General features: G+C 69.8%; 22 protein-coding genes. 9 read left to right on the top strand and 13 right to left on the bottom strand.

All coding sequences use genetic code 11. The features are described 5' to 3' along the window. Nucleotides 1–81: 81 nt before the first annotated feature. Both acnA and BJ992_RS11145 read right to left on the bottom strand, forming a co-directional pair. The gene (gene acnA / locus BJ992_RS11150) at nt 82–2,841 is read right to left on the bottom strand and encodes an aconitate hydratase AcnA (RefSeq protein WP_184980146.1); all 2,760 of its coding nucleotides are present in this window, start codon (nt 2,839–2,841) and stop codon (nt 82–84) included. Nucleotides 2,842–3,121: 280 nt separating this feature from the next. Beyond that, the gene (locus BJ992_RS11145) at nt 3,122–3,847 is read right to left on the bottom strand and encodes a metal-dependent hydrolase (RefSeq protein WP_246496603.1); all 726 of its coding nucleotides are present in this window, start codon (nt 3,845–3,847) and stop codon (nt 3,122–3,124) included. A 377-nt stretch (nt 3,848–4,224) separates the two neighbouring features. Here BJ992_RS11145 and BJ992_RS11140 point away from each other — a divergent pair, with 377 nt between their 5' ends. The 3 genes from BJ992_RS11140 (at nt 4,225) to BJ992_RS11130 (ending at nt 6,474) form a co-directional block, all read left to right on the top strand. Further along, nucleotides 4,225–4,968, top strand: a complete 744-nt coding sequence (locus tag BJ992_RS11140) for a PadR family transcriptional regulator (RefSeq protein WP_246496602.1) — start codon at nt 4,225–4,227, stop codon at nt 4,966–4,968. Nucleotides 4,969–4,973: 5 nt separating this feature from the next. Continuing rightward, nucleotides 4,974–5,573 carry a DUF1707 SHOCT-like domain-containing protein gene (locus BJ992_RS11135; RefSeq protein ID WP_184980143.1) on the top strand — a complete coding sequence of 200 codons (600 nt, stop codon included), beginning with the start codon at nt 4,974–4,976 and terminating at the stop codon, nt 5,571–5,573. 268 nt (nt 5,574–5,841) lie between these two features. Then, nucleotides 5,842–6,474: a DUF6879 family protein gene (locus BJ992_RS11130; protein WP_184980141.1), complete on the top strand. Its 633-nt coding sequence runs from the start codon at nt 5,842–5,844 to the stop codon at nt 6,472–6,474. A gap of 120 nt (nt 6,475–6,594) precedes the next feature. Here BJ992_RS11130 and BJ992_RS11125 read toward each other — a convergent pair whose 3' ends face one another. Then, nucleotides 6,595–7,515 (bottom strand): LLM class F420-dependent oxidoreductase, encoded by a 921-nt coding sequence (locus BJ992_RS11125; protein ID WP_184980139.1) that lies wholly within the window; start codon nt 7,513–7,515, stop codon nt 6,595–6,597. Between the two features lie 156 nt (nt 7,516–7,671). Here BJ992_RS11125 and ligD point away from each other — a divergent pair, with 156 nt between their 5' ends. Continuing rightward, nucleotides 7,672–8,664, top strand: coding sequence for a non-homologous end-joining DNA ligase (gene ligD / locus BJ992_RS11120; protein ID WP_184980137.1), 993 nt, complete (start codon nt 7,672–7,674; stop codon nt 8,662–8,664). On the opposite strand, the gene BJ992_RS11115 is transcribed toward ligD, so the two are convergent. The 4 genes from BJ992_RS11115 to BJ992_RS11100 all read right to left on the bottom strand — a co-directional run bounded on the left by BJ992_RS11115 (nt 8,627) and on the right by BJ992_RS11100 (nt 10,893). After that, nucleotides 8,627–8,824, bottom strand: a complete 198-nt coding sequence (locus BJ992_RS11115) for a transposase (protein ID WP_184980135.1) — start codon at nt 8,822–8,824, stop codon at nt 8,627–8,629. The genes ligD and BJ992_RS11115 overlap by 38 nt on opposite strands. Nucleotides 8,825–8,909: 85 nt before the next feature. Continuing rightward, nucleotides 8,910–9,833 carry an RpnC/YadD family protein gene (locus BJ992_RS11110; protein WP_184980133.1) on the bottom strand — a complete coding sequence of 308 codons (924 nt, stop codon included), beginning with the start codon at nt 9,831–9,833 and terminating at the stop codon, nt 8,910–8,912. A 224-nt stretch (nt 9,834–10,057) separates the two neighbouring features. Then, the gene (locus BJ992_RS11105) at nt 10,058–10,495 is read right to left on the bottom strand and encodes a MerR family transcriptional regulator (RefSeq protein WP_184980131.1); all 438 of its coding nucleotides are present in this window, start codon (nt 10,493–10,495) and stop codon (nt 10,058–10,060) included. 44 nt (nt 10,496–10,539) lie between these two features. Continuing rightward, a complete protein-coding gene (locus tag BJ992_RS11100; RefSeq protein ID WP_184980129.1) occupies nt 10,540–10,893 on the bottom strand; it encodes a hypothetical protein in 354 nt (117 codons plus the stop codon). 267 nt (nt 10,894–11,160) lie between these two features. On the opposite strand from BJ992_RS11100, the gene BJ992_RS11095 reads away from it, so the two are divergent. The 3 genes from BJ992_RS11095 (at nt 11,161) to BJ992_RS11085 (ending at nt 12,927) form a co-directional block, all read left to right on the top strand. Next, on the top strand, nt 11,161–12,132 hold the full coding sequence (locus BJ992_RS11095) for an arsenic resistance protein (protein WP_246496601.1): 972 nt from the start codon (nt 11,161–11,163) through the stop codon (nt 12,130–12,132). A 157-nt stretch (nt 12,133–12,289) separates the two neighbouring features. Then, complete coding sequence (locus BJ992_RS11090) at nt 12,290–12,631, top strand: hypothetical protein (RefSeq protein WP_184980127.1); 342 nt, start codon at nt 12,290–12,292, stop codon at nt 12,629–12,631. Then, nucleotides 12,628–12,927 (top strand): type II toxin-antitoxin system PemK/MazF family toxin, encoded by a 300-nt coding sequence (locus BJ992_RS11085; RefSeq protein WP_184980126.1) that lies wholly within the window; start codon nt 12,628–12,630, stop codon nt 12,925–12,927. Before BJ992_RS11090 ends, BJ992_RS11085 begins: the two co-directional genes overlap by 4 nt. Before the next feature lie 51 nt (nt 12,928–12,978). On the opposite strand, the gene BJ992_RS11080 is transcribed toward BJ992_RS11085, so the two are convergent. Continuing rightward, nucleotides 12,979–14,226, bottom strand: coding sequence for a TRAM domain-containing protein (locus BJ992_RS11080; protein ID WP_184980124.1), 1,248 nt, complete (start codon nt 14,224–14,226; stop codon nt 12,979–12,981). Nucleotides 14,227–14,240: 14 nt separating this feature from the next. Further along, complete coding sequence (locus BJ992_RS11075; protein WP_184980122.1) at nt 14,241–16,271, bottom strand: APC family permease; 2,031 nt, start codon at nt 16,269–16,271, stop codon at nt 14,241–14,243. Nucleotides 16,272–16,395: 124 nt separating this feature from the next. On the opposite strand from BJ992_RS11075, the gene BJ992_RS11070 reads away from it, so the two are divergent. Together BJ992_RS11070 and BJ992_RS11065 are read left to right on the top strand one after the other, a co-directional pair. Then, the gene (locus BJ992_RS11070) at nt 16,396–17,064 is read left to right on the top strand and encodes a potassium channel family protein (RefSeq protein WP_184980120.1); all 669 of its coding nucleotides are present in this window, start codon (nt 16,396–16,398) and stop codon (nt 17,062–17,064) included. Continuing rightward, nucleotides 17,064–17,729: a potassium channel family protein gene (locus BJ992_RS11065; protein ID WP_184980118.1), complete on the top strand. Its 666-nt coding sequence runs from the start codon at nt 17,064–17,066 to the stop codon at nt 17,727–17,729. The genes BJ992_RS11070 and BJ992_RS11065 overlap by 1 nt, the downstream gene beginning before the upstream one ends. Before the next feature lie 57 nt (nt 17,730–17,786). Here the strand turns inward: BJ992_RS11065 and BJ992_RS11060 are convergent, their stop codons facing one another. The 4 genes from BJ992_RS11060 to dut form a co-directional block, all read right to left on the bottom strand. Then, nucleotides 17,787–18,500 (bottom strand): DUF3159 domain-containing protein, encoded by a 714-nt coding sequence (locus BJ992_RS11060; RefSeq protein WP_184980116.1) that lies wholly within the window; start codon nt 18,498–18,500, stop codon nt 17,787–17,789. Nucleotides 18,501–18,561: 61 nt separating this feature from the next. Further along, complete coding sequence (locus BJ992_RS11055; protein ID WP_184980114.1) at nt 18,562–18,951, bottom strand: OB-fold nucleic acid binding domain-containing protein; 390 nt, start codon at nt 18,949–18,951, stop codon at nt 18,562–18,564. Nucleotides 18,952–19,007: 56 nt separating this feature from the next. Then, nucleotides 19,008–19,646, bottom strand: a complete 639-nt coding sequence (locus BJ992_RS11050; RefSeq protein WP_343072609.1) for a DUF3710 domain-containing protein — start codon at nt 19,644–19,646, stop codon at nt 19,008–19,010. 145 nt (nt 19,647–19,791) lie between these two features. Continuing rightward, nucleotides 19,792–20,226, bottom strand: coding sequence for a dUTP diphosphatase (dut, locus tag BJ992_RS11045; protein WP_184980110.1), 435 nt, complete (start codon nt 20,224–20,226; stop codon nt 19,792–19,794).

Below are 20,226 nucleotides of genomic sequence, written 5' to 3'. Positions count from 1 at the left end.
GGCCCCCGCCACCCGCAACAGGTTTCCACGCCGGCACTCGGCGGAGGGCCGCGCCGGGTGAACCGGCGCGGCCCTCGCAGGTCAGGCGCGCGCCAGCAGCGAGCGCAGCACGTACTGCATGATGCCGCCGTGACGGTAGTAGTCGGCCTCACCCGGGGTGTCGATGCGGACGAGTGCCTGGAACTCGACGTCGCCGGCGCGGACGGTCACCGTGGCCGGGGTGGTGCCGGAGTTGAGCTCCTCGACACCGGTGATGTCGAAGACCTCCTCGCCGGTGAGGCCGAGCGACGCCGCCGACTCGCCGTCGGGGAACTGCAGCGGCAGGACCCCCATGCCGATCAGGTTGGAGCGGTGGATGCGCTCGTAGGACTCGGCGATGACGGCGCGCACCCCGAGCAGCGCCGTCCCCTTGGCGGCCCAGTCCCGGGAGGAACCCGAGCCGTACTCCTTGCCGGCGAGGACCACCAGCGGGGTGCCGGCGGCCTGGTAGCTCACCGAGGCGTCGTAGATGAACGACACCGGGCCGCCGTCCTTGGTGAAGTCGCGCGTGTAGCCGCCTTCGGTTCCCGGCGCGATCTGGTTGCGCAGGCGGATGTTGGCGAACGTGCCGCGGATCATGACCTCGTGGTTGCCGCGCCGCGAGCCGTAGGAGTTGAAGTCGCGCACCTCGACGCCGTTGGACCGCAGGTACTCGGCGGCCGGGGTGCCGGGCTTGATGGAGCCGGCCGGCGAGATGTGGTCGGTGGTCACCGAGTCCCCCACCTTGACCAGCACGCGGGCCCCGGCGATGTCGGTCACCGGCTCGGGCTTCTCCGGCATGCCGTCGAAGTACGGCGCCTTGCGCGCGTACGTCGAGGCCGGGTCCCACTCGAAGGTGTCGCCGGTCGGGATCGGCAGCGAACGCCACGTGTCGTCACCCTTGAACACGTCGGCGTAGTCGCGGGTGAACATCTCGCGGTCGATGGACGAGCCGACGAACTCGGCGACCTCGGCCGGCGCCGGCCAGATGTCGCGCAGGAACACCGGCTGACCGTCCGTCCCGGTGCCGAGCGGCTCGGTGTCAAGGTCGATGTCCATCGTGCCGGCCAGCGCGTAGGCGACCACCAGCGGCGGCGAGGCCAGGTAGTTCATCTTCACGTCGGGGTTGATGCGGCCCTCGAAGTTGCGGTTGCCGGACAGCACGGCGGTCACCGCGAGGTCGTTGGCCTGGACCGCCTCGGAGATCTCCTCCGGCAGCGGTCCTGAGTTGCCGATGCAGGTGGTGCAGCCGTACCCGACCAGGTTGAACCCGATCTTGTCGAGGTACGGCTGGAGACCCGACCGCTCGAAGTAACCGGTCACGACCTGCGAGCCGGGGGCCAGGGAGGTCTTCACCCACGGCTTGCGGGTGAGGCCCTTCTCCACGGCGTTCCTGGCGAGCAGCGCCGCGCCGAGCATGACGTACGGGTTGGAGGTGTTGGTGCACGAGGTGATGGCCGCGATCGTCACCACGCCGTGGTCCAGCTCGAACGACGTGCCGTCGGCCAGCGTGACCGGGACCTTCTTGTGCGGCCGTGTGCCGTTGGCGCGCGCGTTGGACGACGGCGGGTCGGAGGCGGGGAAGCTCTCGTCGATCTCCTCGTCGACGCCGTCGCCGGCGAAGTCGGGGACGTACTCGCGCACGTCGTGCCGCCAGGTCTCCTTGGCGGCCGACAGCGCGATGCGGTCCTGCGGTCGCTTCGGGCCCGCGATGGACGGCACCACGGTCGCGAGGTCCAGCTCCAGGTACTCGGAGAACACCGGCTCGGGGCCCGAGGGGTCCAGCCACAGGCCCTGCTCCTTGGCGTACGCCTCCACCAGAGCGATCTGCTCCTCGGGACGGCCGGTGAGCCGCAGGTAGTCGATGGTCTGGCCGTCGATCGGGAAGATGGCGCAGGTGGAGCCGAACTCGGGGCTCATGTTGCCGATGGTGGCCCGGTTGGCGAGCGGCACCGACGCGACGCCTTCGCCGTAGAACTCGACGAACTTGCCGACCACACCGTGCTTGCGCAGCATCTGGGTGACGGTCAGCACCAGGTCGGTGGCGGTGGCCCCGGCCGGCAGCTCGCCGGTCAGCTTGAAGCCGACGACGCGCGGGATCAGCATGGAGATCGGCTGGCCGAGCATCGCGGCCTCGGCCTCGATGCCGCCGACACCCCAGCCGAGCACGCCGATGCCGTTCTCCATCGTGGTGTGGGAGTCGGTGCCGACACACGTGTCGGGGTACGCGGCGAGCGTGCCGCCGGCCGCCGGCCGGGTCATCACGACGCGGGCCAGGTGCTCGATGTTGACCTGGTGCACGATGCCGGTTCCCGGCGGCACGACCTTGAACTCGTCGAAGGCGGTCTGGCCCCAGCGCAGGAACTGGTAGCGCTCGCGGTTGCGCTCGTACTCACGCTCGACGTTGCGCCGGAACGAGTCGGGGTGGCCGAAGTAGTCGACGATGACCGAGTGGTCGATGACCAGCTCGGCCGGGGCCAGCGGGTTGATCTTGGCCGGGTCTCCCCCGAGGTCGCGCACCGCCTCACGCATGGTGGCGAGGTCGACGACGCACGGCACGCCGGTGAAGTCCTGCATGATCACGCGGGCCGGGGTGAACTGGATCTCGACACTCGGCGCGGCCTGCGGGTCCCAGCCGCCGAGCGCGTTGATGTGCTCGGCCGTGATGTTGGCACCGTCCTCGGTGCGCAGCAGGTTCTCCAGCAGGATCTTCAAGCTGTACGGGAGGCGCGCCGACCCCTCGACGGCGTCCAGCCGGTAGATCTCGTAGGCCGCGTCACCGACGCGGAGTGTGTCACGGCTGCCGAAGCTGTTCGCGGACACGGAGACTCGCCTCCCTTGGATCACGCTCTCGTCCGTCTATGACGATCGGTCGCACTGTGCCGGTTTCTCGCCCCTAGATCCTGCCGCACCGGAGGGGTGCCGCAGCGAGTAAGGATGGCCTAACCCGCTTGTTCCTGTGGCAGGTCTCTCGATATCAAGATATCGGGTCGGATATCTCGACATCAAATCATCCGCCGGGCATGAGCGGGTTCCCGCGGCGATCCCACGCTCCTCAGGGTCGCGCGCGGTCCTTCCCCGCAGGTCGCGTCCCGTCCCTCGATCACATGACAGGAATCAGGCGCGCCGCGAGCAGTCCGACCACGACCACCGACAGCACCGGCCCGAGGATCTTCACCTCGAACCTGCGGCCCGTCTTCAGCCCCATGTTCCACGGCAGCAGCCACTTGTGCTTGAGCGGCCACAGCACCGGGCAGCCCCGCTCGGTCAGGCAGTCCCCGACGACATGCGCCAGGCACCCCACGGCGACCGCCAGCCCCAGCCACATGTAGCCGACACCACGGGAATGGAAGAAAAGGAACGTTCCCGCCGTGAGGCCGATGTTGACCATCGCCGACATGATGGTCCGCTGCGGCACCCCGATCCCGACGGCCCGCAACGCCAGCCCGATGAGCAGCACCACCATGATGTCGCGGCCGATCGGATAGTGGTCGGCCAGCAGATGCGCACCGACCCCCGCCGCGACCACGAAGAACAGCGAGTGCGTCATGTGCCGGTGACCACCGCTCAGCCAGTTGACGACCTTGCTGAGCACCCACGTGGCCGGGCCGAACGTCTGAGCGATCGTGGAATGCGGGTGGTCGAGATCAGGCAGCATGGCCGCCCCCGCGCAGACGACGGCCCCCGCCACCAGCTCCGCCGGCGACAACATGCCGTACACCACCGGCGCCAGCCCTGCCGCCGGTCCGCCGATCTCCGGCACGACCGCCAGCGCCGGCGCCGCCAGCAACCACAACCCGGCCCCGGTCAGAGCGTGCGAATGCCCCATCATTCGACCATCACGCTCGCGCACGTTACGGCAAAACCCCGGCAACGCACAGCAAGACCATGGGTAAACCCCCGGCGTGTCGCTCCCGCTCAGTGGCAGCGGACGCGGCACCCACCGGAAAGCGGAAGGGACCGTTCTACTCCAAGAGCACCCCCCAGCCCTCTCAGAGCAGAACGATCCCGTTCCAATGGAGACAACGGCCCGATCCCGGGATCTGTTCCCGTTCAGACGTGATGTGCGTCACGTATTTCCGCATGTCCCGGGCCCGAGGTGATCGATCAGAACACAGGGGTTGTTCTTCGTAGCATCGCGATATATCTTTGAAGCATCGAGAGTGGTCGACAGTCGATCGCCTCGCATATCCTTCAGGGGGATCCATGACACACGCGTTCGCGATGGGTGGCCCGCCGTGGGCCCACCACGCACTGCTCAAGAAGGCCGCCATGGCCGCGTTCGGCCCGATGGCCGGGTGGCACGAGGGTCATCAGCACGAGGCCCACGGGCATCACCACCACGACCACGGCGAGGAGGGACGCGAGCGGCGTCACCGGGGACGTGGGCCGCGTCCGCCGTTCCCGTGGGACTTCGGCCGTGAGTTCGGCCGGGGCTTCGGAGGGTTCGGGCCACGGGGGCCGTTCGGCCGCGGCGGGCCGCGCAAGGCCAAGCGGGGGGACGTCCGCGCGGCGATCCTGGCGCTGCTCGAAGAGGAGCCCCGAAACGGCTACCAGATCATCCAGGAGATCGCCGAGCGCAGCCAGGGGGGCTGGAAGCCGAGCCCCGGCGCGGTGTACCCGGCGCTCCAGCAGCTCACCGACGAGGGACTGGTCCGCGCCGACGAGACCGACGGCCGCAAGACGTTCCAGCTCACCGAGGCCGGTCGCGCCTACGTCACCGAGCACCCCGACGAGGTGCGCTCGCCGTGGGAGGACATGACGCCGAACGTCGACGAAGGCGTCTTCGAGCTGTTCGACCTGTCACGCCAGGCCGCCGCGGCGCTGTTCCAGATCGCGCAGACCGGAAGTGACGGCCAGATCAGGCAGGCCAAGCAGACACTCGCCGACACCCGCCGCAAGCTGTACCAGATCCTGGCGGACGGCGACGGCGACACCACCGAGGAGTGACGTCCATGACCTCGCGGGACGACGGGCTGCGCGTCGGCGACGCCGAGCGCGACGCGGTGATGACCGCTCTGCGCGAGCACTTCGCGCAGGGCCGTCTCACCCACGACGAACTCGACGAGCGGCTCGGCGCCACGCTGGCGGCACGCACGGCCGGTGAGCTGCGTCAGGTGCTGGCCGACCTGCCGGTGACGGCGCCGTCCCCGCAGGCACACGGGGGACGGCCCGCGCCGTCCCGCCATGGGCCGTTCGCGCCGCCGCCTCTCCCCCACGGGCCGTTCGCCGCACCGGCGCCGCCGGCCCCCGCGCACGCCGACCTCGCGACATGGGGGTACCACCTGGCGGGCCGGCCAGGCATGGACCACGAGTGGCGGCGCCGGCCCCGGCCGTACCGGCGGCACGGTCACCGTCCCCCGGTCGCCCTGTTCCTGATCGGCGCACTGCTGCTCACCGGGCTCGTCACCGGCTGGTCCTGGCCGCTGTTCGGACTCGTCAAAGTGCTGTTCCTCGCCTGGCTGGTGATCGCCTTTGTGAAGTTCGCGCACCGCCACCATCAGCACCCCGTCACGCACCGCCACCGCCACCCGCGGCACCGGCACGAGCGCTGACCTCGCAAGCGGCCCGCGGACGGCGCCGTCACCTGGCCGGGTGGTCCCGACGGACCACCCGGCCTCGTTCGTGCGCCGGCAAAACGGCCACATTGGGTCTTGACGCGCCTTGTCAGGCGTTTCATGATCGGCGTGTTCTGTATCGCCGCCATGCCCCGGCGCGACCTGGCGCGGGCATGGCGGCGTTCGTTGTGCCCCGGTCACGTGGCGTGATCGGACGGTAGCGCATCGGCGGACACCGCCGTCCCGACCCGAAGGAGGAGTCGCCGTGGTCTCACTGACCGGCCACCTCGATCATCACGTCTTCCAGCAGATACGGCAGGCGAGCGGCACATCGCTGCCGCGGGAGGCGTACAACAGGGAGTTCCAGGCCGCGTACGAAGGCGCGCGAGGCGTGGTGTGGAAGCTGGAACGCGCACAACACTTCCACGAGCCGTACGTGCCGAGCTGGGTGGCCATGGTGGAAGGCGAGTGGCAGCGTTCCCTGCGGCTGGTGGAGGAGATGCGCCGCGCGTTCCCGGCGGACTACGAGGGCTTCGCCGAGTTCCGGCGGATCCGGGTGGTCGATCCGCCGCTGACGCCGTACATGCAATGGGAGTTACACGTGCTCGCCGCACGGGCCGAGGCCGGGGAGCGGGCTCGTGTGGTGCCCGCCTTCGCCGTGCGCGACTACGAGCCCGACCGCCTGCTGCCCGAGCTGCTGATCCTCGGCGACGACCTCATGTACGAGGTGCTGTACGACCACGCCGGCCGCCACCTCGGCGGCCGGCGGCTGACCGACCCGCGAGTCATCGGCCCCTGCCGCGAGGCGCTGGCCGACCTGTACGACCAGGGCGAGGACCTGCTGGAGTACCACCGCCGCGAGGTCGTCCCGCTGCCGCCACCCGGCCGCGGGCACTGACCGTCCCCCGCGTCAGGCGCCGGCCCGTCCCCGGCCGTCCCTGACCGCTCCGGCGCCGGTGAACGGCCAGGCCGTCCCGGCACGATCCCGGCCGCACCCCGGGGTCCCCCCGCGCGTCCGTCACACGTGCGGCATGATCTCCGCGGCGATGAGCTCCAGGTGATCCAGGTCCGACAGGTCCAGCACCTGCAGGTACAGCCGCTCCGCACCGGCCTCCCCGAACGTGCCGATCTTGTCGAGTACCTCGGCCGGGGTCCCCGCCAGGCCGTTCTCGCGCAGCTCGTCCTTCTGCCGTCCGATCGCCGCGGCCCGCCGCTCGACCTCCGCCTCGTCCGCGCCGACGCACACGACCTGCGCCGCCGACATCAAGGTCGCCGAACGTCCCGCCGCCTCGCACGCGGCCCGCACCCGGCCGTACGCCGCCTCGGTGTCGGCCAGTGAGCTGAACGGCATGTTGAACTCGTCGGCGAACCGCGCCGCCAGCCGCGGGGTGCGCTTGGCGCCGCCGCCGCCGATGATGACCGGCGGACGCGGCTCCTGCGCGGGCTTCGGCAGCGCCGGGGAGTCGACCACGCGGTAGTAGGCCCCCTCGAAGGAGTAGTCGTCCCCCGGCTTGGTGGTCCACAGGCCCGTGATGATCTCCAGTTGCTCCTCGAACCGCGCGAAACGCTCACCGAGCGGCGGGAACGGGATGCCGTACGCCTTGTGCTCGGCGTCGAACCACCCGGTGCCGAACCCGAACTCGACCCGGCCGCCGCTCATCTGGTCGACCTGCGCGACGCTGATCGCGAGCGGCCCCGGCAGGCGGAACGTCGCCGCCGTCACCAGCGTGCCGAGCCGGATGGTCCTCGTCTCACGGGCCAGGGCCCCGAGCGTCACCCACGAGTCGGTGGGGCCCGGCCGGCCGTCGCCGCTCATGTGCAGATAGTGGTCGGAACGGAAGAACGCGTCGAACCCCAGGCGCTCGGCGGCCTGGGCCACGCGGAGCTGGTCCTCGTAGGAGGCACCCTGCTGGGGCTCGGTGAAGATCCTCAGTTTCATAAGGCCATTATCCCGGCAGTGCGGACATCCCCCCGGCGGGGACCTCGCCTGCGCCGACCTGCCGTGAGCCGGTCGCGTCCCTAGGGGACCCCTCACCACGAACCCTGCCGGAACCACCGACCATACGGATCTTCCGAGCGGGGTAGGAAGACCTTCATGGGGGGACTTCCCACGTACACCCCGATGCTGGCCCAGCTCGGCCCCGTGCCGCCGTCCGCGCAGGACGACGAATGGGGCCATGAGATGAAATGGGACGGCATCCGGGTCCTCGCCTACGTCGAAGGCGGCGCGCTGCGCCTGATCTCCCGCAACGGCAAGGACGTCACCGCCGCCTACCCCGAGTTGTACCCGCTCGCCGGCGCCGTCGGCGGCCGTGACGTCGTGCTGGACGGCGAGATCGTCGCCTTCGACGAAGCCGGCCGGCCGAGCTTCTCGGTGCTGCAGCACCGCATGCACCAGCGCCACGGCGAACGGATCCGCCACCTGGTCGCGACCGTCCCCGTGACCCTCATGCTGTTCGACGTCCTGCACACCGGCCCCGACCCCGTCGTCGGCCTCCCCTACACCGAGCGCCGCCGCCTCCTGGAGAACATCGTCACCCCCGGAGCGCGCTGGCAGGTCCCCGTGTGGTTCCGCGACGACGGCCCTCACGCCTTGGAACTGAGCCGCCGCCTCGGCATCGAAGGCATCGTCTCCAAACGCCTGCGCTCGCCGTACCGTCCCGGCCGCCGCACCCCCGACTGGATCAAGGTCAAGAACGTCCGCACCCAGGAAGTCGTCATCGGCGGCTGGTCCACCGGCCAGGGCCGCCGCGCCGCCACCATGGGAGCCCTCCTGGTCGGCGTCTACGACGCCGGCCGCCTCACCTACATAGGCAACGTCGGCACCGGCTTCACGGACGAGACCCTCCGCGAACTAGGAACCCTGCTGGCCCCGCTGGAACGCCGCACGTCCCCCTTCGACCCCCCCGTCCCCCGCGACCAGGCCAAAGCCGCGCACTGGGTGGCCCCCGTCCTGGTAGGCGAGGTCCAGTACGCCGAATGGACCCCCGAGTCCCGCCTCCGCCACCCCTCCTGGCGCGGCCTCCGTGACGACAAACCCGCCAAGACCGTCACCCGCGAACCCGAGCCTCCCCAACTGGCAGGCTGACCAGCTCCACCAGCTCCTCCAACGGCACATACCGCGTCACCTCGGCGATCGACCGGCAGTACGCCACCAGAAATCCATGCTGCCGCACCCGCAGCAACGTATGCCCGTCCAGCCGAATCGCCTCGACCTCGAACCCGTCGCCACCGACCCATCGTCCCATGCCGGCACATTACGAAATCCCAGGTCAAACCCCGGCAAAGCGAAGACGATCTTCGAGACCGGGTGAACCGTGCCGGCATGAACGGTCAGTCGAAGATGTCGCCTACCGCGTCCGCCGTGACGGCGCGCCGACCCCAGGTCTCCAATTGCTCCGGGTCGGTGCAGGCGAGAATGCGCGCCTTCGCCTCCTCCGGAACCTCGATCCCACGAGCGGCCAGCACGGTCATGAGCATCCTCGCCTCACCTTCAGCCCTGCCTTCAGCCCTGCCTTCAGCCCTGCCTTCAGCCCTGCCTTCAGCCCTGCCTTCCGTCATCGCCTCGCCGTAGCAGCGGCGCATGAAGTCGCTCTTGAACTCACGGGTCTCTAGGTTCTGCATCATCGACTCCAGGAGTAGCCGGGCGGTCGCGGGGAGCAACGCCATTACTTCGTCAATATAACCGGTGGCCCGCTCGACGGGCTTGATGCGCTCGACGGCCTCCAGCATGGCCGCAAAAACCTTCTCGCCTTCGGGAGCGGCACCGTGGGTCAGCGCCGACAGGACGGCGAGTTCGGGGTTCGCCTCGGCCTGACCAGGATCGGTGATCATAGGGACTTCGCCGGGGCCGAGGACGAGCGGTTGGAGGGTGAGGCCGGGGTGCCCCAGAGGGATCGGACGGCGGCACCAGTCGGCGACGGTGTGGGTGGGACTGATCACAAGCAGGACCACGGGACAGCGGAGGCGCGCGCGCAAAGTGCCGAGGTAGGCGGGCCAGCTCCAGGGTTTGCCGGGGTCCTTACGGCGCTGGACCTCGATGATGACCGACAGCACGGTCCGAGTGCCGGCCATCAGGTTCACCACGGTGTCGGCGCGGTATTCGGTGGGTTTGTGGTCGTTCAGATCTCCTGACTCGACGCGCGCGCGATGGTAGGCCGGGACGGCGTCGGGTCGCACACATCTCAGCAGGTCAGCAGCGAGAGAGGGACGTTCCCTGATGAATTCGAGCCAGATCTGGTGTTCCCTGGTGGGCATGACCGGAACACTATCGGTAGTTGACCGAACACTGACAGTGAATCGTGAAAGAGGCACGGGACAGTGCACCAGCGCTCAACGACACATCACACAAAACCGCCACTTCTCAGCCCACAACGCGCGCAACGGCGGCGCGGCGGTGACCTTGCGACGCTGCGGCGGCCGGCCGTCCCCGGCGTCGTGATCGGTCACCGAGCCCGCCGCAGGCAAGTGGCACTCACCGGTCACTTCTCCTCATAGGTACGGCCCTCTGCCAGGCCGGCCAACGGAAACGGACAGTCGGGACAAGTGCAGTTCGTCAGGCTGTCGCAGCCGGCGTTCACCACTGCGGTGAGCGCGGATCTGATCGTGGTCAGGTCGGCGATGCGTGCGTCCACCTCGGCGATCTTCGCCTGCGCGCGAGCACGCAGATCCGGGGTGCGATGCCGCCTTCGGCCGGTGTCGATCAGCCCGGCGACCTCGTCCAGCGTGAAACCGAGCCGCTGAGCCGCCTTGATCACCGTCACCAGGGTGACGGTCTCCGGCGGATACGCACGATGACCCCCGGGACTACGCGCCGGTTCCGCTATCAGCCCCCGCCGCTCGTAGTAACGCAACGTCTGAAGGTTCACCCCGGCTCGCTCCGCCACCTGTCCGCTACGTAGGTGTGGGACGTGCTTCATCACCGTTCTCCTTCAACGAGCCTCTGCCGACCGGCACCCACCGCTCAATCCTCTGACGCCTGTGCGGCGACGGCGCGTGCCTGGAGCGCGTCCAGCACCTCAACCTGTTGTGACGGAACCCCGACCGCCAGCCTCAGCGTCCCGCCACCGACGGTGAGCGTGAAGGTGAAGAAGGAACAGCAACCATTCTCCTTGGCCGCCAACTCCGCGGCCCGCACGGCGTACTCCGTTCCGGAAGCCAGCTCCAGGACCAGCCGATCCGGCTCCTCCCGCCGCACGTCCCGCACAGCCTCAGCGAAGAACGAGTCGAACTCACCCACCCGCAGCGGCCGCTCCGCGCTCGGCAAGGTGCACGCCGGGGGCACCCATCCCTGGTCAAGGACAACGTCTTGTGTCATGTCCCGACGGTAAGCCTGTACCCAGGTACCGGATGCAACCACTGACATGGAACCGAGCCGTCGCCGGCCGATTCCCAGCCGCCGGCGCGGCACCACGCTCGCATCGGCTGGAGAGGCCTTGACCGTCACATCCGCCAGTGGGACTACGGTCACAGCGTGAGCACGACGCGGATACCCCGACCGGTGGAAGTCACCGCCGTCACCGCCGCGATCAACCTCGCGCTGCCACCGGCCACGTCCATCACCACCCCGTAAGGAGCACGTAGGTTGCCGCAGCCACCCGGCCTGGTCGCCGCCATGGAACGCCACCAGGTCGCCGTCTACCTCGGCGCGCTGGCGGCCGGTGCGCTGATCGGCTGGGCCTCCCCCGCGGCGGGACCGATCCTGGAACACGCCATCAACCCGGTACTCGCCGCACTGCTATACGTGACCTTCCTCCAGGTACCGGCCGCGGAACTGCTCCGTTCCCTACGCTCAGGCCGCTTCCTCGCCGCCGCGCTCACGGTCAACTTCCTCGTGGTCCCCTTGGCGGTGGCCGCGATGTTCACGTTCCTCCCGCAAGACCAGGCCGTACGGCTAGGCGTGCTCCTGGTCCTCCTGACCCCCTGCGTCGACTACGTGATCGTCTTCAGCGGCCTGGCCGGCGGCGACAGCCGCCGCCTCCTCGCCGCGACCCCGCTGCTCCTGATCGCGCAGATGGCCCTGCTCCCCCTCTACCTGCTGCTGTTCATGGGCTCAGGCCTGGCCGACGTCGTGGAACCCGCCCCGTTCCTGGAAGCCTTCGCCATCCTGATCGTCGTCCCCCTGACCCTGGCCTGGCTCACCCAGGCCTGGGCCACCCACAGGCCGTCCGGCGAGAAGACCGCGAACGCGATGGGAACCACCATGGTCCCCCTGATGGCCGCCACCCTGCTCACCGTCGTCGCGTCCCAGATCCCCAAACTAGGCGGCAACCTCACCGACGTAGCCCGCGTGATCCCCTTCTACGTCTTCTTCTTGATCGTCATGCCCCTCGCCGCCTTGGCCCTCAGCCGACTTTTCAGGCTGGATCCCCCCTCCGGCCGCGCACTCATCTTCACCGGCGCCACCCGCAACTCCCTGGTGGTCCTCCCCCTGGCCCTGTCCCTCCCCGACCACCTGGCCATAGCCCCCCTGGTAGTAGTGACCCAAACCCTCATAGAGGTCCTAGGCATGGTCCTCTATGTCCGCCTCATCCCCCGCGTCATCCCCACCCTCTGACACTCCAGACCAGCCCCGGGCCGACAGGCTCCCTCGAATCATGGAACGTTCCATCTTCGTCGAGACAGGTACGGGCAGGCGCAGGTGGCGGCGAAGTCACGGGCCCACTGCGGTCGATAGGAATCCGCGGAACGCTCTTCACGAGTACCGTGACCCCATGAGCGCTCAGCCGGTTCACCGGGAGCTTCCCCCGGATCCCGAGGTCGTTGTCCGCGACCTCCTCCCACCGGTCACTGACAGGACGGCGGCCGCCAGGCGGGTCACCGCGCTTGACTGTATATACAACGGTCTATACGTTGGATGCGTGGAGAAGGAACAGATCAATGTCCGGCTGCCGAAGGCACTTGTGGAGGCGGCCCGGCGGGAGGCTCAGGCGTCCGGCACGACCGTGACGCGGCTCATCACCGAAGGTCTGGTGAACCGGCTGTACTGGGTGTCGGAGGAGCAGGCACAGGCCGATCGGGAGGCGGCGGAGCAGGCGGAGCGCAAGGCCTCGTGAGTCCTGGCGACGTCTGGATCGTCAAACATCCCGTCTACGGCAGTGAGCAGGTGGTGCTGCTGTCGGGTGCGCTGTACAACCGGCAGGCACGGGTGGTGTTCGCGGCGCCGGTACGCACGCTGGTCGACTCTCAGGGGTACAGCGTTCCGCTGTCACGTGGTGGATACGCGGCCATCGACAGCATGCGGATGCTGGCCCGTGAGGATCTGATCGAGCAGGCGGGACGGCTGGAGGAGATGGATGTGACCCAGATCAAGATCGTGCTGTCGGTGATCTTCGATCTGGACATCGACTGACATCTCCTATCGTGTGGAAATGATCGGGTTCGAGCGTTGCCCGGCCCGCGGCTATGCCGTGTCCTTGACCAGTAGGGCGACGATTTCGACGTGGTGGGTCATCGGGAAGGCGTCGAAGGCGCGGATGTCTACCGTGGGGTAGCCGAGGGGGGCGAACCAGGCGAGGTCGCGGGCCAGGGTGGCGGGGTCGCAGGAGACGTAGACGATTCTGGCCGGGTCGAGGGTGGTGACTCTGGTGACCACGTCTTTGCCGAGGCCGGTTCGAGGTGGGTCGGCGATGACGATGTCGGCGCGTTCTACGCCTAGGCGGTCGAGGGCCACTTCCACGCGGCCGCGTTCCACTCGGGCCTGGGGGAGGTCGCGGAGGTTGTGGCGAGCGTCCTGGACGGCCTGGGGGTCGGATTCTATGCCTAGGACGGCGCCTTGGGGGCCTACGGCTTCGGCGAGGGTGGCGGTGAAGAGGCCGGCGCCGCAGTAGAGGTCCAGAGCCCAGTTGCCGGGGGAGGCGGCGGCGTATTCGGTGACGGCGTCGAGGAGGACGGCGGGGGCTCCGGGATGGACCTGCCAGAAGCCGCTGCCGGTCACGCGGTAGTCGCGGGTGCCCACGTGTTCGGTGAGAGCGGTGCGGCCCCGTGCGGCGCGGACGTGGCCGTGGCCTTCGTCGACCAGGACGGAGGCTTCGGCTCCCAGGTCGGGGACGGCTACGCGGCGGCGGGGCTGGGGGGTGACCACCACGGCGCGGTCGCGCGTCGAGGTGACTATGGCCTCCACGGCGGTGGCGCCGGGCCAGTCGGCGCGTTCCACGCCGAGGCGTTCCACCTCGGGGTGCGCGATGAGGCAGGCGTCCACGGGCTCGATCTCGTGGGAGCGGTGGCGGCGCAGGCCGGGGACGCCGTCCTTGCCCACCGCGAACTGGACACGGGTGCGCCAGCCGAGGCCGTCGCGTGCGCCGGGGACCTCCTCGACCTCGATCTTCATGTCGAGGCCGGCGAGGCGCTGGAGCTGCTCGGCGAGGACCTCGGCCTTGAGGCGGCGCTGTGCGTCCAGGGTGGCGTGCTGCCAGTCGCAGCCGCCGCAGCGGCCGGGGCCGGCGAAGGGGCACGGCGGGGTGACGCGGTCGGGTGAGGCGCGGATGATCTCCACGGCGTCGGCCCGGAGGAACCTCGTGGTCTCGTCGGTGACCTCGGCGAGGACGCGTTCTCCCGGCAGCGCGTGGCGCACGAAGACCACCCGGCCCTCGTGCCTGGCGACACACCATCCGCCGTTGGCGACCCGTTCCACATCGAGCTCGATCGGCACGGCCACTCCCCCGTTCACCTCGCGGTCTGATCGTCCTTACCGGCCTCAGCGTAAGGCCGGCGCACCACTCCCGGTGCGAAGGACTCGGGGCGGCCCTTCAGCCGGTCGGACGAGTGGAGCTGCCAGGGCACGCTGGTGACCATGACGCCGGGCTGGAAGAGCAGCCGGCCCTTCAGGCGGAGCGCACTCTGGTTGTGCAGCAGATGTTCCCACCAGTGGCCGACGACATACTCGGGAATGAAGACCGTCACGACGTCGCGCGGCGAGCGGCGGCGCAGGTGCTTGACGTATTCGAGCACGGGACGGGTGATCTCGCGGTACGGCGAGTCGAGGATCTTCAGCGGTACCGGGATGCCGCGTTCCTCCCACTGGCGCTGCAGCTGCGCGGCCTCCTCGGCGTCCACGCTGACCGTGATGGCCTCCAGGGTGGACGGCCGGGTGGCGCGCGCGTACGCCAGCGCGCGCAGCGTCGGTTTGTGGATCTTGGAGAGGAGCACGATGGCGTGGTTGCGCGCCGGGAGCATCGACTCGTCGACCTCGGTGTCCTCCGGGACCCGCAGTTCGGTGGCCACGTTGTCGTAGTGGCGCCGGATGCCGCGCATCATCACGTACAGCACGGCCATGGCCGCGCAGGCGATCCACGCGCCGTGGGTGAACTTGGTGACGAGCACCACGACGAGGACGAGCCCGGTGATCAGCGCGCCGAAGGCGTTGATGGCCCGCGACCGGATCATGCCACCGCGCGCGCGGGGGTCGCCGGTGGCGCGCAGCAGGCGGTTCCAGTGGCGCACCATGCCGGTCTGGCTCACGGTGAACGACACGAACACGCCGACGATGTAGAGCTGCACGAGGCGCGTGGTCTCGGCGTTGAAGGCGTAGATCAGCACCCCGGCCATGGTGGCGAGGATGACGATGCCGTTGCTGAACGCCAGCCGGTCGCCTCGCGTGTGGAGCTGACGCGGCAGGTAGCGGTTCTGCGCGAGCACCGACCCGAGCACGGGGAAGCCGTTGAACGCGGTGTTGGCCGCGAGGACGAGGATCAGCGCGGTCATCGCGGCGATCAGGTAGAACGCGGGAGGGAAGTCGCTGAACACGGTCTGCGCCACCTGCGCGATCACCGGAGGGGGGTGCTCCACCCGGCGGCCGGCCTCGTCCAGCACGACGCTTCCCACCGAGGGGTCGGCGAACTTGGCGCCGGTGACGTACGCGAGCGCCGTGATGCCGCCGAACATGGTGGCGGCGAGCAGGCCGAGCGCCAGCAGCGTGGTGGCGGCGTTCTTCCCCTTCGGCTTGCGGAACGCGGGGACGCCGTTGCTGATCGCCTCCACGCCGGTGAGCGCGGCGCAGCCGGACGAGAAGGCGCGCAGCAGCAGGAAGATCAGCGCGAACCCCTCCACCCCCACGCTCTCGCCGGTGACCGAGAACCCGGCGGTGGGGGCACGCAGCTCCGTGCCGGACGCCAGCCGCACCCCGCCCCACAGGATGAGGCCGAGGATGCTGAACATGAAGGCGTACGTCGGGATCGCGAACGCGAGACCCGCCTCCTTGAGGCCGCGCAGGTTCAGCACGGTCAGCACGGCGACGATCACGAGGGCCGCCACGACCTTGCGGTCGGCGAGGAACGGCAGGGCCGCCGCGAGGTTCTCCACGCCGGACGACACCGAAACGGCCACGGTGAGCACGTAGTCGACCATCAGCGCGCTCGCCACGACCAGGCCGTAGTTGGAGCCGAGGTTGACGGTCGCGACCTCGAAGTCCCCGCCGCCACTGGTGTACGCGCGGACGTTCTGACGGTAGGAGGCGACGACGGTGAGCAGGATGACGACGACGCCGGCCGCGATCCACGGGGTGAAGTGGTAGGCCGCGAGGCCGGCGACGCCGAGGGTGATCAGGATCTCCTGCGGCGCGTACGCCACCGAGGACAGCGCGTCGCTGGCGAAGACAGGCAGAGCGATGCGCTTGGGCAGCAGTTGTTCGTGCGCCTGCGCGCTGCGCAGTGCCCGGCCCACGAGCACTCGCTTGACCATGTCGGCTACTTTGGCCACGACTGACGATGCTAGCCGTCATCGGTCCCGCGCATCACACGGCGCTCGCCCGAGCGGCCATACTTGGGCTGGTAGCTGTATAACGTCCTGAAAGCCGCCGCACCGGAGCGAACCGCGGGGGAACATGCACATCGTCATCATGGGATGCGGCCGGGTCGGCTCGACCCTGGCCCACATCCTCGAGGACAACGGCCATTCGGTCGCGATCATCGACCGCGACCCCCAGGCGTTCAGGCGCCTGCGGGCCGGGTTCCGGGGACGGCGGGTCACCGGCATCGGGTTCGACCGCGACGTCCTCGAGGAGGCCGGCATCGAGTCGGCGTCGGCGTACGTCGCGGTGAGCAGCGGCGACAACTCCAACATCATCTCCGCCAGGGTGGCACGCGAGACGTTCGGCGTGGACAACGTGGTGGCCCGCATCTACGACCCCCGGCGCGCGGAGGTCTACCAGCGGCTCGGCATCCCCACAGTGGCGACGGTGCGGTGGACGGCCGACCAGATCCTGCGGCGGGTGCTCCCCGAGGGTGCCGAGCCGCTGTGGCGTGACCCCACCGGCACGGTCACGCTGGCCGAGGTGGCGTACAACCCGGCCTGGATCGGCACCAGGACCACCGTCCTCGAGTCGCTCGCCGGCACGCGGGTGGCGTTCCTCAACCGCATGGGTGAGACGGTGCTGCCCCGCAAGGACACCGTGCTGCAGGAGGGTGACGTCCTGCACGTGATCGCCGCGGACAACGACATGGACCGGATCAACAAAGTGCTCGCGGCCCCGCCGGAAGAGGAGACAGGCTGATGCGCGTCACGATCGCCGGCGCGGGTGCGGTGGGCCGGTCCATCGCGGTCGAGCTGCTGGAGAACGGCCACGAGGTCCTGCTGATCGACATCGACCCCAAGGCCATCAAGATCGACAGTGTGCCGCGCGCCGAGTGGCTGCTGGCCGACGCGTGCGAGATCGCCTCGCTGGACGAGGCGGGGCTGAGCAACTGCCACGTGGTGATCGCCGCGAGCGGCGACGACAAGGTGAACCTCGTGGTGTCGCTGCTCGCCAAGACCGAGTACGGCGTGCCGCGTGTGGTGGCGCGGATCAACCACCCGAAGAACGAGTGGCTGTTCAACGAGTCGTGGGGTGTGGACGTCGCGGTCTCCACACCGCGTCTGCTGTCGGCGCTGGTCGAGGAGGCCGTGAGCGTGGGCGACCTGGTGCGGCTGATGACGTTCCGGCAGGGCCAGGCCAACCTGGTGGAGCTCACGCTGCCCGATGACGCGCCGGTGGTCGGCCAGCGCGCCGGTTCGGTGCCGTGGCCGCCGGACACGGCCCTGGTGGCGATCCTGCGCGAGGGCCGGGTGCTCGTGCCGTCCGGCGACGACCCGCTGGAGGCCGGCGACGAGCTGCTGTTCGTGGCCAGCCAGGAGGTCGAGCACGAACTGGCGCACCTGCTGTCCCCGCAGCACCACTGAGCACACCACTGAGCACACCACTGAGCACACGGACCCCGGCCGGGTGATCCGGCCGGGTCAGGTCCCCGTGGCCGGTGGCGGCGGGCCGATGGGGGTGCGGCCTCTGGCGAGGACCCAGACCATGGCGGCGAGGGCCGCCACCTGGAACGGCCAGCCGAGCACGATCTTGGCGATGCCGAGCACGGCCACCTGGTCGGCCCAGTAGAGCGGCAACTGGACCGCCACCCGCAGCAGGCACGGCAGGATCAGCAGCCAGGTGAGCCGCGAGCACAGCCGCACGATGCCGGGGTCGCTCCGCCAGCCGACCGGGTCGCCGGTCACCGAGCCGATGAGGAAGCCCACCACCGGCCACCGGACGGCGATGGAGAACATCATGACGACGGCGTAGCCGCCGTTGTACCAGATGCCCGGCAGGAACACGTCCTTGGCCTCGCCGGTACGTGAGGCGAGGAACGCGCCGATCCCGATGCCGATCAGGCTGTTCAGCACGAACTGCGGGGTGCTGCGCTGCACGACCCGCACGAGCAGCAGCAGCACGGCCGCGCCGATGCCGATGATCAGCGAGGTCTTGAGCTGCTCGGTGGTGATCCACGCCAGGGTGAACGCCACGGTCGGCACCGCGGCCTCGATGATGCCGCGCACACCGCCGAGCGCCTTGGCGAGCTGGGCCCTGATGGCCGACTCGACCGTGTCATGGGCCCTGACCTCCTCGGCGGTCATGTCCTGGTCGGCCACCGGCGCACCGGGGCCCGGCTCGGCCTGTCCACTCATCGCACGCTCCCCGCCACGTCGTCTCGCACCGGCCTTTTCCCGTCGTCCACGGCCCGCCCGGTCACTCGCCGCTCACGGGGCGCAGCTCGTAGCGGGGATTGAAGATCACTTTGCGTCCGTCCTGCATGCTGATCAGGCCCTCGGCGCGCACCATGCGGCCCGGCTCGATGCCGATGATCTTGCGGCGGCCGAGCCATACCAGGTCGACGACGTCGGACCCGTCGTACAGCTCGGCCTCCAGGGACGGCACCCCGCCTCTCGGCCGCAGGGTGACGGTACGCAGCGTGCCCGCGACGCAGAACCTGCGCCGCTGGCCGCACGACGCGATGGGTGTCGCGCCGTGGCGGTCCAGGTCCTCCTGGAGCTCCGCGGCCTCCAGCTCCGCCTGGCTGGTCGCCAGGCGCCGGAAGAACCCGCGCAGCCCGCGTCTGACGGGCTCCGCAGTACTCATCGTCGCTCACATCCTTGAAAGGCACGCCTTCTGCGGTTTACAGACCGCAGGATACGTCAGCGGGTCTCGGTGATCTCAGGCCCGCGGTGGAACGGATCGAGCGGCGGCCTGCCGTCCTTGGCGGCCTCCTGCTCGACGGCCTGCCGGGCCTCGGCCGGCAACCGCAACTCGATGGGTTCCTTCGGAGCCATCGGCTGGTCGCCGCGCACCACGACGATGTCGCGCACGACGTCCTCAAGGACCTTGGCGGCCTCGGGGTCGGCGATGGCGCGTCCGCTGATGACGCCGCGCAGGAACCAGCGCGGGCCATCCACGCCGACGAACCGCACCGGCTGCAGGTCGCCGTCCTGGTCGATCCGCGCGGCCAGCTCGGGGCCGAACGGGCCGTCCTGCTCCTCGCAGGAACCCCCGGCCGCGGTGAGCTCACGGGCCAGGTCGCCGCGGACCTCGCCCCAGATGCCGCTGCGCTTCGGCGCGGCGAACGCGTGGACCTGCAGCGCGCTCTCGTTGACCAGCACGACGGCGCCGACGATGCGGTCACCGGCGACGTTGAGCTGCACCTCGAACCCGGGGCCGATCGGCAGCCGCAGGCCGCCGAGGTCGACGCGCTCGGTCTCCGGGTGGGCCTCGTCGGCGTCCCACGGTCCCGACTCGCGAGCGGGGACCGGCGCCTCCTCGGCGGCCGGGGCCGTCACTTCTTCTTCCGCTGCGTGGCGGCGGCGTCGGAACACTGTCCTTCACACTCCCTCTATGGCCTTGTCGCCTTCATCGCCTCTGGCCGGCGGTGTCAGTCTGTCCGTATGGCGCCGTATGGCGCGTCTTGTGGTCGTCGGACGCGGCTCAGCGGCCCGTGGAGCCGAAGCCGCCGTCGCCGCGCGCCGAGCCCGGCAGGCGCTCCACCTCGTAGAACGCCGCCTTCTCCACGCGCTGCACCACGAGCTGCGCAATGCGGTCGCCGCGCCTGATCCGCAGGGAGTCCTTGCGGTCGGTGTTGAGCAGCGTGACCTTGATCTCGCCGCGGTAGCCGGCGTCGACCGTGCCAGGCGCGTTGACCAGGGTGACGCCGTGCCTGCTCGCGAGCCCCGACCGGGGGTGCACGAACGCCGCGTACCCGTCGGGGAGCGCGATGGCGATGCCGGTGCCGACCACCGCGCGCTCACCGGGGAGCAGCTCGACGTCCTGCGTGGCGTACAGATCGGCACCCGCGTCGCCGGGATGCGCGTACGACGGCAGCGGGAGCTCCGGGTCGAGCCGCCGGATCAGCACCTCGATCAT

This window comes from Sphaerisporangium rubeum (assembly GCF_014207705.1).
Classification (GTDB): Bacteria; Actinomycetota; Actinomycetes; order Streptosporangiales; family Streptosporangiaceae; genus Sphaerisporangium; species Sphaerisporangium rubeum.
The sequence above is the reverse complement of the archived record's forward strand: the minus strand, read 5'-3'. Positions and strand labels throughout refer to the sequence as shown.